Origin of the sequence: Micromonospora sp. NPDC002389 (genome assembly GCF_040296095.1) — a bacterium.
In the GTDB taxonomy this organism is placed as follows: domain Bacteria; phylum Actinomycetota; class Actinomycetes; order Mycobacteriales; family Micromonosporaceae; genus Micromonospora.
Genome location: NZ_JBEOWP010000034.1, coordinates 1 through 10962 on the forward strand (window position 1 = coordinate 1; position 10962 = coordinate 10962).

At 72.3% G+C, this 10962-nt stretch carries 11 protein-coding genes; 2 read left to right on the forward strand and 9 right to left on the reverse strand.

Features of this window, described 5'->3' with window-relative positions; all coding sequences use genetic code 11:
- Positions 1-508: 508 nt before the first annotated feature.
- Both ABT008_RS30185 and lysS read right to left on the reverse strand, forming a co-directional pair.
- The gene (locus ABT008_RS30185) at positions 509-859 is read right to left on the reverse strand and encodes a histone-like nucleoid-structuring protein Lsr2 (RefSeq protein ID WP_350700676.1); all 351 of its coding nucleotides are present in this window, start codon (positions 857-859) and stop codon (positions 509-511) included.
- A gap of 118 nt (positions 860-977) precedes the next feature.
- Entirely contained in the window at positions 978-2486 is a 1509-nt protein-coding gene (gene lysS, locus ABT008_RS30190; protein ID WP_350700678.1) for a lysine--tRNA ligase, read from the reverse strand.
- 90 nt (positions 2487-2576) lie between these two features.
- Here lysS and ABT008_RS30195 point away from each other — a divergent pair, with 90 nt between their 5' ends.
- Positions 2577-2888: a class I SAM-dependent methyltransferase gene (locus ABT008_RS30195; protein ID WP_350700680.1), complete on the forward strand. Its 312-nt coding sequence runs from the start codon at positions 2577-2579 to the stop codon at positions 2886-2888.
- A gap of 214 nt (positions 2889-3102) precedes the next feature.
- On the opposite strand, the gene ABT008_RS30200 is transcribed toward ABT008_RS30195, so the two are convergent.
- From ABT008_RS30200 to ABT008_RS30230, 7 genes are all read right to left on the reverse strand, one after another.
- Entirely contained in the window at positions 3103-3861 is a 759-nt protein-coding gene (locus tag ABT008_RS30200; protein ID WP_350700682.1) for a type III pantothenate kinase, read from the reverse strand.
- 17 nt (positions 3862-3878) lie between these two features.
- Positions 3879-4772 carry a carboxylating nicotinate-nucleotide diphosphorylase gene (gene nadC, locus ABT008_RS30205; protein ID WP_350700684.1) on the reverse strand — a complete coding sequence of 298 codons (894 nt, stop codon included), beginning with the start codon at positions 4770-4772 and terminating at the stop codon, positions 3879-3881.
- On the reverse strand, positions 4772-6463 hold the full coding sequence (locus ABT008_RS30210; RefSeq protein WP_350700685.1) for an L-aspartate oxidase: 1692 nt from the start codon (positions 6461-6463) through the stop codon (positions 4772-4774). The genes nadC and ABT008_RS30210 overlap by 1 nt, the downstream gene beginning before the upstream one ends.
- A gap of 61 nt (positions 6464-6524) precedes the next feature.
- A complete protein-coding gene (locus tag ABT008_RS30215; protein WP_350700687.1) occupies positions 6525-7421 on the reverse strand; it encodes a septum formation family protein in 897 nt (298 codons plus the stop codon).
- Between the two features lie 147 nt (positions 7422-7568).
- A complete protein-coding gene (panD, locus tag ABT008_RS30220) occupies positions 7569-7988 on the reverse strand; it encodes an aspartate 1-decarboxylase (protein WP_350700689.1) in 420 nt (139 codons plus the stop codon).
- Between the two features lie 27 nt (positions 7989-8015).
- Positions 8016-8864 carry a pantoate--beta-alanine ligase gene (panC, locus tag ABT008_RS30225; RefSeq protein WP_350700691.1) on the reverse strand — a complete coding sequence of 283 codons (849 nt, stop codon included), beginning with the start codon at positions 8862-8864 and terminating at the stop codon, positions 8016-8018.
- Between the two features lie 47 nt (positions 8865-8911).
- Positions 8912-9874, reverse strand: coding sequence for a Rossmann-like and DUF2520 domain-containing protein (locus ABT008_RS30230; RefSeq protein ID WP_350700693.1), 963 nt, complete (start codon positions 9872-9874; stop codon positions 8912-8914).
- Between the two features lie 118 nt (positions 9875-9992).
- Between ABT008_RS30230 and ABT008_RS30235 the strand changes: the two genes are divergently transcribed.
- Positions 9993-10962: SAM-dependent methyltransferase (locus tag ABT008_RS30235; RefSeq protein WP_350700694.1), on the forward strand; the 970-nt coding region annotated here is incomplete at its 3' end.

The following is a 10962-nucleotide window of genomic DNA, read 5'->3' on the forward strand; positions in this document are numbered from 1 at the left end:
GTGGTTGAGCATCCGGGCCTCTTCCTGGGCCAGGACGACAACCCGTCGCGCTCGGTCGGTGAACCGCTCGAACATGCCCTCGTGCTCCTCACGTGCCGTGCGCACTCGATCTTGGTGGTCAAGACTCTCGGCGGGGCCGGATACGCGAGCGCCCGGGACGGGCGTCCGCGCCTCTTTACTCTATCGCCGCGGACCGACTCGGCTGACCTCGTGTGTCTCCGCCGGTGGCCCGGTACGCGTCGTTTTGCACAACCATCCACGCTCAACCGGTGTTCCGGGCATGGTGTCTGTACGCGCAGAGCGAAATTCGAGCACGAGCCGTGGGCCGCCGAGAGCACCACACGGAGCCCTTTCAGCACCGGACGGTCACCCCGCACCCGCCGTCCACAGGCTGTGGACAACGCATCCACCGGCTGTGGACAACGTTCGGCCCGACCGCATCGTCCCACCAGACGACCGCGCCGGCCCGGAGACGCGCTCCGAACCGGCGTGGCGGACGACCCTGGTCTCAGTGACCGGCCTTGGAGTGGTACTCGTCGACGATCTCCTGGGGGATCCGGCCCCGGTCCGAGATCTCCTTGCCGGCCTTGCGGGCCCAGGCCCGGATGGCCTTGTTCTGCTCGCGGTCCGCCGTCGCGCTGCCCCGGCCCCGGGCGGCACGCCCTCCGACGACCACGCCACCGCGTCCCACCTTCGACCCACCGGAGATGTACGGAGCGAATGCCTCACGCAATTTCTCGGCGTTCGAAGTCGACAGGTCGATCTCGTACTGAACGCCGTCGAGCGCGAACTTGACAGTCTCGTCCGCGTCCCCGCCGTCCAGGTCATCGACCAGCCTCTGAATGATCTGCTTGGCCACGTCCCACATTCCTTTCGAGCAGGGTTCGGTGCACCTGCCAGTTACCAGAGCACAATAGCCCGTCAGATGCTTGTTGCGTCAATAGGATCCGGTATCGCGGCGGAAAGTTCCCTGTCGACTACTCGGGGCGAACCAAGGGGAACAAGATGGTTTCCCGAATTCCCAGGCCGGTCAGCGCCATCAGGAGCCGGTCGATTCCCATTCCCATGCCACCCGCCGGCGGCATTCCGTACTCCATCGCCCGGAGAAAGTCCTCGTCGAGCCGCATCGCCTCGTCGTCGCCACGGGCACCCAGTTGCGCCTGCGCGACCAGCCGCTCCCGCTGCACCACCGGGTCGACCAACTCCGAGTACGCGGTGGCCAGCTCGACCCCGCGCACGTACAGGTCCCACTTCTCGGCCAGCCCGGGCTCCTCGCGGTGTCCCCGGGTCAGCGGACTGGTCTCCTCCGGGTAGTCCCGCACGAAGGTCGGCGCCACCAGACCGGGCACGACCAACTCCTCGAACAGTTCCTCGACCAACTTGCCCGACCCCCACTTGGGGTCCACGGTGAGGCCCACCTTGTCCGCGTACTCGACCAGGCGGGTGTGCTCGGTGCGTACCGTGACCTCCTCACCGAGCGCCTCGGAAAGCACGCCGAACAGGCTCACCGAACGCCACTCACCACCGAGGTCGAACTTCTGGCCGTCGGCGTGGGTGACCACCGTCGACCCGGCGACCGCCACCGCCGCCTGTTGCACGAGATTGCGGGTCAGTTCGGCCATCGTGTTGTAGTCGCCGTACGCCTGGTACACCTCCAGCATCGCGAACTCGGGCGAGTGCGAAGAGTCGATGCCCTCATTACGGAAGTTGCGGTTGATCTCGAAGACTCGCTCGACACCGCCGACCACGGCGCGCTTGAGAAACAGTTCCGGCGCGATTCGTAGATAGAGATCGGTGTCGAGTGCATTGCTGTGGGTCACGAAAGGACGGGCCGTCGCGCCGCCGTGCAGCAACTGCAACATCGGGGTCTCCACCTCGAGGAAACCCGTGTCGTGCAGGCAATCGCGGAGACTGCGGACCGTCGTCGCCCGGGTGCGTACCATCTGGCGGGCCTGGGGGCGCACGATCAGGTCGACGTAGCGCTGCCGGACCCGGGCCTCCTCGCTGAGCGGCTTGTGCGCCACCGGCAGCGGGCGCAGCGCCTTGGCGGTGGTCACCCACTCCTGCGCCAGCACCGACAACTCGCCCCGGCGGCTGCTGATCACCTCACCGGTGACTCCGACGAGGTCACCGAGGTCGACCAGCCGCTTCCAGTCCTCCAGCCGCTCGGGGCCGACCCGGTCCAGCGAGAGCATCGCCTGGAGTTCGGTGCCGTCGCCGTCGCGCAGCGTGGCGAAACAGAGCTTGCCGGTGTTCCGTACGAAGATCACCCGTCCGGTGACCGACACCTGGTAGCCGGTGGCGGTGTCCGTCGGCAGGTCGGCGTAGCGCTCCCGCACCTCGGCCAGCGTGCTGGTCCGGTGGAAGCTGACCGGGTACGGCTCGACGCCGTCGGCGAGCATCCGGTCCCGCTTCTCCCGGCGGACCTTCATCTGCTCGGGAAGGTCGTCGGCGGGGTCGACTGGCACGGGGCTCTGCTGGGTCACGGCACGCTTCCTCAGTGGGAGATTTCGGGCGAGGTCAGGCCCGAGCGTACTCAAGCGCTCCGGCGGCCGTCGCCGGATAGCCTGCCGGTCATGACGCACCCCACCAGGGCCCGCTCGTTCGGTCCGGCGGCGGCCGACTACGACCGGTACCGACCCCGCTATCCGCAGGCCGCGCTGCGCTGGGCGCTGGACGGACCGGCCCGGCCCGCCCGGGTGGTCGACCTGGCGGCCGGCACCGGCATCCTCACCCGTGGCCTGCTGGCCCTCGGGCACGAGGTGACGACCGTCGAGCCCGACCCCGGCATGCGTGCCCACCTGGTCGCCACCACCCCGGGAGTACGCGCCGAGGCCGGCGCCGCAGAGGCGATGCCGCTCCCCGACGGGTACGCCGCACCGTCCTAGCCGGCCAGGCATACCACTGGTTCGACCGGAAGCAGCCGCCCCACCTCGACGAACGGACGCACCGCTCCCCACCCCAGCCGACCACCTCACCGGAACGGATGACGCCGGCCCCGCGAGGGTTTCCGGGCCGCCCGACCGGCGCAGGGATCAAGCCTGACCGCCCGGAGCCGATCGGGCGGCCCGGAAACCCCCACCGCAACAAACACAAAAACAGTCAGACATTCCGCTCATACACCATGCGCAACCCGATCAACGTAATCATCGGCTCGTGGTGCGTGATCGTCCGGCACTCGTTGAGCACCAGCGACGCCAGCCCACCGGTGGCGATGACCGCCTTCAGCTCGCCCATCTCGGCGGCCATCCGCTCGACGATCCGGTCCACCTGTCCGGCGAAGCCGAAGTACAGCCCGGCCTGGAGGCACTCGACCGTGTTCTTGCCGATCACCGAACGCGGCCTGGTCGCCTCGACCTTGCGCAGTTGGGCGGCGCGGGCGGCGAGCGCGTCGAAGGAGATCTCGATGCCGGGCGCGAACGCGCCTCCGAGGAACTCTCCCCGACCGCTGATCACGTCGAAGTTGGTGGTGGTGCCGAAGTCGACCACGATCGACGGTCCGCCGTAGAGGGTGTAGGCCGCGAGCGTGTTGACCACCCGGTCGGAGCCGACCTCCTTGGGGTTGTCGATGGCGAGCTGCACACCGGTGCGGACGCCCGGCTCCACGATGACGCTCGGCAGGTCCGCGTAGTAGCGGGTCAGCATGGTCCGCAGCGAACGCAGGGCGGCCGGGACGGTCGAGCAGGCGGCCACCCCGGTGATCTCGACGGCGTCCCCGGCAAGCAGCCCCCGGAACATCAGGCCCAGCTCGTCGGCGGTGGATCGGGCGTCGGTCTTGATCCGCCAGTTGTGCACCAGCTTGTCACCGTCGAAGGTCGCCAGGACGGTGTTGGTGTTCCCGATGTCGATGCAGAGCAGCACGCACGAAGCCTACGGGTTCAGTCCGTGCGCAGGTCCAGGGCGATGTCCAGGATCGGCGAGGAGTGGGTGAGCGCGCCGACGGAGAGGAAGTCGACGCCGGTGGCACCCACCTCGGCGGCGTCGGCGAGGGTGAGCCCGCCGGTCGCCTCCAACTCGGCCCGGTCGCCCACGGCCGCCACCACCGCGCGCAGTGTCGCCGGAGGCATGTTGTCCAGCAGCAGGAAGGCCGCGCCGGCCTCCACCGCCTCCACCGCCTCGTCGAGGGTGTCCACCTCCACCTGCACCGGTACGTCCGGGAACGCCTCCCGGACCCGGCGGTAGGCGGCGGCGACTCCACCGGCGGCGAACTTGTGGTTGTCCTTGACCATGGCGACGTCGTGCAGGCCCATCCGCTTGTTCGTGCCGCCGCCGGCGCGGACCGCGTACTTCTCCAGGGTGCGCAGGCCGGGCGTGGTCTTGCGGGTGTCCAGGACCATCGCCTTGCTGCCGGCCAGGGCGTCCGCCCAGGCCCGGGTGTGGGTGGCGACGCCGGACATCCGGCAGAGCAGGTTCAGCGCGGTGCGCTCGGCCGTGAGCAGGACCCGGGTCGGGCCGGTGACCGTGGCGAGCACGTCGCCCCGGGCCACCCGCTCGCCGTCGCGGGCCACCAACGACACCTCGACCGTACGTCCCGTCCCGGTCACCTCGCCGGCCAGCTTGAACACGGCGGCGGCGACGGCCAGCCCGGCGACCACCCCGTCGGCCCGGGCGACCAGGTCGGCGGTGTCGGTCTGGGTGGCCGGGATGGTGGCGACGCTGGTGACGTCGAGCAGGTCCGGGCCGAGGTCCTCGACCAGGGCCGTCTCGACGATCCGGCGGACCTGCGCCGGGTCGAGACCGTTCTCGTGCAGCAGCCGTGCCGTGTCCGCCATCAGCTCTCCTCCCACCGGGTCGTCAACCGGCCCTGCGCGCCCACCGCGCCGACCAGGTGTCCCTGCCATCGCTCGTCGGTCGTCCCGTAGTCCTCCCGCCAGTGGCAGCCACGGGTCTCCTGCCGCGCGTACGCGGCGGCGACCAGCGCGGCGGCCACCGTGAGCAGGTTCGTCGCCTCCCAGTCGGCGGTACGCGGGGTGCCCCGGCCGGTGCCCAGCTCGACCAGTTCGGCGGCGGTCGCGGCGAGCGTGCCGGCAGAGCGGAGCACACCGGCGCCCCGGGTCATCGCCGCTTGCAGCGTCGGGGTCGTCGCCGCCGGCACCACCCAGCCGGTGCCGCCGCGCCACGCTCCGGTCTCCGCCGGGCGAGCCTGTTCGGGCAGGCCGGACGCGATGTCGTCGGCGATCCGCCGGGAGAAGACCAACCCCTCCAGCAGCGAGTTGCTGGCCAGCCGGTTGGCGCCGTGCACTCCGGTGCAGGCGACCTCGCCGCAGGCGTACAGGCCGGGGATGGAGGTCCGGCCGCGCAGGTCGGTGCGTACCCCACCGGAGGCGTAGTGGGCGGCCGGCGCGACCGGGATCAGGTCGACCCCCGGGTCGACGCCGATGGCCAGGCACGAGGCGACGATGGTGGGGAAGCGTCGGGCCAGGAAGTCCCCACCGAGGTGCCGGGCGTCGAGGTGGACGTGGTCCTCGCCGGTGGCCAGCAGGACCCGGTGGATGCCCTTGGCCACCACGTCCCGGGGGGCCAGCTCGGCGAGTTCGTGCTGGCCGAGCATGAACCGCTTGCCGTCGGCGTCCACCAGGTACGCGCCCTCGCCGCGCAGCGCCTCGGAGACCAGCGGTTGCTGGGCGTGCCCGGCACCGGGTACCCGGGCGGCCGGCGGCACGATCAGCGCGGTCGGGTGGAACTGCACGAACTCCACGTCGGTGACGGCCGCGCCGGCCCGCATGGCCAACGCCACGCCGTCGCCGGTGGAGACGGCGGGATTGGTGGTCGCCGCGAAGATCTGCCCCATCCCGCCGGTGGCGAGCACCACGGCGCGGCCCAGGATGGCGCCGACGCCGTCCTCGCTGCCCTCGCCGAGCACGTGCAGGGTGATGCCGCATGCCGGACCGAGCCCGTCCGGGCCGTCGCCGGGAGCGCGGAGCAGGTCCAGCACCAACGCGTGCTCGACCAGCCGGATCCACGGGTCGCGGCGTACCGACTCGTGCAGGGCGCGCTGGACCTCGGCGCCGGTCGCGTCGCCGCCGGCGTGCACGATCCGGTCGGCGCGGTGCCCGCCCTCGCGGGTGAGCATCAGCGAGCCGTCCGGGTGGCGGTCGAACTCGGCACCGATCCGCATCAGCTCGCGCAGTCGGGTCGGCCCCTCCTCGACCAGTACCCGCACGGCCGCCGGGTCGCAGAGGCCGACCCCGGCGATCTCGGTGTCCGAGGCGTGCATGGCCGGGGTGTCCGCCGGGTCGAGGACCGCCGCGATGCCGCCCTGGGCCCAGCGGGTCGAACCCTCGTCGATGTTGACCTTGGTGACCACCGTGACGTGCAGACCGGCCTGGCGCAGGTGCAGCGCGGCGGTCAGTCCGGCCACCCCGGAGCCGACCACGATCACGTCGGTGGTCTCCACCCAGCCGGGCGCCGGAGCGGCCAGCAGGCTCGGCAACGTGGGCAGGCCGATGGTCGGTAGCTCCATGCCCCCAGTCAACCCGAGCGCCTCTCGGCTCGGACGGCGGGGGCCGAACGAGTGGTTCCGGCTACTTCGTCCGGACCGGCAGGCCGGCCGGGCCGACGCCCTTGAGCGACCCGGTCACCTTGCGGTCGCCGAGCCACAGGTAGCAGCGCACACCCCGGTCCCCGGCCCGCCACCGACCGGCCCCGGGTGGCCGGACCACCAGGTCGCTGCGGAAGACCAGGTACGCGTCGTCCGGTACGCCCGCGTAGCGCGCGAGCACCGAACGGCAGCCCTCGTAGAACGGCGCCCACTGGGCGCTGCGCGTCGGGTACGCCCGCTCGGGCGACTGCCACACCCCGACGAACTCGGCGTCGTGGCGCGTGGCGCAGTCCACCGCGACCAGGGTCTGTACGACCCTGTTCCGGTCGACACGCGTCTGCTGGCAGCCCAGCCGCACCGGCGACGGCGTCCGGAGCGCGTCCCGCAGCGAGCCGGTACGCAGCACCACCGTGGCCGCCGCCTCGGTCGTGGTGACCTCCATCAGGTCGCAGCGGTACCAGCGCGAACCTGCGGCCCAGCCCGGCTCGGACGGCACCGCCACGGCCAGTCGCAGCCGGCCGGCCCGCCAGTTGTCGCCGACGAAGCCACTGGCCCGTTTGTCACACTCGGCGAAGGCGGTACGCAGCTCGGCGGAGCCCACGGCGGGCGGCGCGGCACGCTCGGCCGGCAGGGCACCGACGTGCACCGTCTCCACCCGGTGCGGCTGCGCGCAGTCCACCGGCGCGTACGCGGCCAGCGAGACCGTGGGGGTGAACTCGGGCTCGTGGCAGACCTCGGCGGCCGGGGTGAACGGACCCGGCGGCGGCAGGGCACCCCAGTCGTCGGTCAGGTCACCGTCGAGCCCACCGGACCCGCTGCAGCCCACCAACAGGGCCGCCACGGCGAAGGCCGCGACCAGGCTTCTCGTCGCACGCTGCATGACGCCGCCTCCCCCAGCCAGCGACCGTCTCCCGACGGCGCCCCCAGGGTAACCAAAAATGACCTTCCGGTGACAGACCGGATTCCCCGGCTTGGGTGTAAGGAAGGGACCCTTCCTATACACGAGGCGTTAGTAGGGGACCCTTCCTTACACCGTGAGCGGGTTGGGGACGGGGGCGCCGGCGGTGCCGGGGGCGGCGGTCGCCGGGTCGGCGTCCAGCTCGACGATCCGGTTCTCGGCGTCCACGTGCACCACCCGGGGGTGGTACGCCCGTGCCTCGGCGTCGTCCATCTGCCCGTACGAGATCAGGATCACCAGGTCGCCCGGGTGCACCAGGTGGGCGGCGGCGCCGTTGATGCCGATCACGCCGCTGCCCCGCCGCCCCGGGATCACGTACGTCTCCAGCCGGGCGCCGTTGGTGATGTCCACGATCGCCACCTGCTCGCCGGGCAGCAGGTCGGCGGCGTCGAGCAGGTCCTCGTCGACGGTCACCGAACCGACGTAGTGCAGGTCCGCCTGGGTGACGGTGGCCCGGTGGATCTTCGACTTGAGCATGGTGCGGTACATCGGGAACGCCTTTCGCGAGCTGCGGGGTCAGGAGGTCGGGGCGAGCCGGACCGGAGCGTTGTCGATCAGCCGGGTCTCGCCCACCCAGGCCGCGACGAGCAGCCGGGCCGGACCCGCGACCGGGCCGGGCGCCAGGTCGGGATCGGTGAGCACCAGGTAGTCCAGCCGGACACCGGCGGCCTCGGCACCGAAGGCCGCGTGCGCGGCGGTCAGCACCGCACCGGCGTCCCCGCCCGCCTCGGCGGCGTCGGCACCGGCGCGCAGCGCCCGCGACAGGCTCAGCGCCGCCGTCCGCTCCGGGGCGGAGAGGTACCGGTTGCGGCTGGACAGCGCCAACCCGTCCGGCTCCCGGACCGTCGGCACGCCGACCACCTCGACCGGCACGTCCAGGTCCCGGCACATCCGCCGGACCAGGGTCACCTGCTGGTAGTCCTTCTCGCCGAAGAAGGTCAGATCCGGCCGGGTGAGCTGGAGCAGCTTCATCACCACGGTGAGCACCCCGTGGAAGAACCCGGGCCGGCTGAGCCCCTCCAGGTCCTCGCCGAGCGGCCCCGGATCGACCCGGACCGCCGGCTGGCCGCCGGGGTACATGTCCGTCACCGAGGGCGCGAAGACCAGGTCCGCCCCGGCCCGCCGACACACCTCAAGATCATTCTCCAGCGTACGCGGATAGCGATCGAAGTCCTCGTTCGGCCCGAACTGCAACGGGTTCACGAAGACCGTCACGATCACATGGTCGGCGCGGTCCCGGGCGGCCCGGATCAGCGTCTCGTGCCCGGCGTGCAGCGCCCCCATGGTCATCACCACCCCCACCGTCCCGGTGAGGGCGGACCGCGCCCGGGCCAGGTCGCCCCGGCTGTGCACCAGTTCCGTCATCTCGTCCACCCTCCCTGACCTCTGCCGGACCGCCCCGCCGCCCGACGTCACGCCGCCACTCCGGTCTGGTCCCGGCCGAGCACGCCGAGCAGCGACTCGGCGTCCACCGGGCGCAGCCGGCCGGCGGCCACCGCCCGGTCGGCGGTACGCCGGGCCAGCGCCAGGTACGCGCCGACCGACTCGGGCGCGGTGGCGGCGAGCACGGCCAGGTGACGCTCGACGGTGCCCGCGTCGCCCCGCGACACCGGGCCGGTCAGCGCGTCGTCGCCCAGCCGCAGCGCGTTCTCCAGGGCGGCCCGCAGCAGCGGGGCCAGCACCTTCTCGGGCCGACCCACCCCGGCGTCCCGCAGCCGGTCGGCCGCCTCGTTGACCAGGGTCACCAGGTGGTTCGCACCGTGCGCCAGCGCCGCGTGGTACAGCGGCCGGTCGGCCTCCCCGATCCACTCGGGCACCCCGCCCAGATCCGTCACCAGCCGGGCGGCCAGCGGCCGAAGCTCGGCCGGGGCGGTCACGCCGTACGAGATGCCGGGCAGCCGACCGAGGTCGTCCGGCGTACCGGTGAAGGTCATCGCCGGGTGCAGCGCCAGCGGACGGGCGCCGACCCGGACCGCCGGCGCCAGCACGGACAGGCCGTGCGCGCCGGAGGTGTGCGCGACCACCTGGCCCGGATGCAACGCGCCGTCGGCAGCCAACGCGGCGACCACCCCGGCGAGCGCGTCGTCAGGTACGGCGATCAGCAGCAGGTCGGCGGCGGACCGGGCGACCGCCTCGGCGGACCGGCAGGAGGCGGCCGGCAGCAGCAACGCCAGCCGGGCCTGGGAGGCCCCGGAACGCCCGGTGGCGGCGACCACATGGTGCCCGGCAGCGGCGAGCGCGGCACCCAGGGTGGCACCGACCCGACCGGCGCCGATGACGCCGACGGTGAGCACGGCACGGTTGGCGACCTGGGCCGACGGCCCGGTCGCGGGCCGCCGAAGGGCGGCCGGATGGTGGCGCAGCGGTGCGCTCATGTCACGATCCAGTCCTCGAGATGGGGTACCGGTCGGGGCAAGTATGCGTCGCTGACACGGATCTCAAACAAGGATGTGTGAAATCGTTCACCGGCGCCGAGGAGGTACCCCGATGTCGATGCCTTGGCGGGCCGCGATGCAGCAGGCGCTCTACGGACCTTCGGGCTTCTTCGTCTCCGGTGCCGGGCCGGCGGCGCACTTCCGCACCAGCGTGCACGCCTCCCCGGTCTTCGCCTCGGCGCTGCTCCGGTTGATCCACCACCTCGACGCGGTCCTCGGCTTTCCTGAGCGGTTCGACGTGGTGGACGTGGGGGCTGGTCGGGGTGAGCTGCTTTGTTCGTTGTCTTCTCGGGTTGCGGTGGGGGTTTCCGGGGAGCCCACCCGCTCCGGGCGGTCAGGCTTGATCCCTGCGCGGGTGGGCTCCCCGGAAACCCTGACCTCTGCGGCCGCCGTGCGTGCCGCAGGCTGCACCCCGGGGGTTGGGGGTACGGCTGGCCCTGGGGAGGGTGGGACCGTCATGCCGAGGTCCGAGGGGGCGGCGGGGCGCGGGGAGGGTGCGGCCGTCACGCTGAGGGGCGAGGGTGCGGCGGGGCGCGAGGAGGGTTCGGTCGTCTCGGCGGGGGGCGGGGGTGCGGGGGTTCCGCTGGTGGAGCGGGTGCGGTTCACTGCCGTCGAGGTGGCGCCGCGACCGGATGATCTGCCCGAACAGATCGCCTGGACGGATGAGATCCCCGACGGCATCACCGGGCTGCTGCTGGCCACCGAATGGCTGGACAACGTGCCGCTGGACCTGGCCGTCCACAGCGAGGACGGCTGGCACTACCTCCTCGTGGACCCGACGTCGGGCGCGGAGACGACAGGTGACCCGGTCAGCCGAGAAGACGCCGCCTGGCTCACCACCTGGTGGCCCCCACAGACCCAGCCCCACCCAACAGACCCACCGGACGGCTCGCCGGAGATCACCCTGGACCTCCCACCGGACGCGGACGCCGCCCCCCTGAGCCCACGCAGCCCGACCGGGTCGGGTTTCCGGGCAGCCCGACCGGCGCAGGGATCAAGCCTGACCGCCCGGAGCCGGTCGGGCTGCC

What these genes read in the sequence shown, in the direction of transcription:
- nadC (WP_350700684.1), bottom strand. Translation starts at nt 4,772, where the DNA reads ATGGCGGACACGGCACGGCTGCTGCACGAGAACGGTCTCGACCCGGCG.
- ABT008_RS30210 (WP_350700685.1), bottom strand. Translation starts at nt 6,463, where the DNA reads ATGGAGCTACCGACCATCGGCCTGCCCACGTTGCCGAGCCTGCTGGCC.
- ABT008_RS30195 (WP_350700680.1), top strand. Translation starts at nt 2,577, where the DNA reads ATGACGCACCCCACCAGGGCCCGCTCGTTCGGTCCGGCGGCGGCCGAC.
- panD (WP_350700689.1), bottom strand. Translation starts at nt 7,988, where the DNA reads ATGTACCGCACCATGCTCAAGTCGAAGATCCACCGGGCCACCGTCACC.
- ABT008_RS30230 (WP_350700693.1), bottom strand. Translation starts at nt 9,874, where the DNA reads ATGAGCGCACCGCTGCGCCACCATCCGGCCGCCCTTCGGCGGCCCGCG.
- panC (WP_350700691.1), bottom strand. Translation starts at nt 8,864, where the DNA reads ATGACGGAACTGGTGCACAGCCGGGGCGACCTGGCCCGGGCGCGGTCC.
- ABT008_RS30215 (WP_350700687.1), bottom strand. Translation starts at nt 7,421, where the DNA reads ATGCAGCGTGCGACGAGAAGCCTGGTCGCGGCCTTCGCCGTGGCGGCC.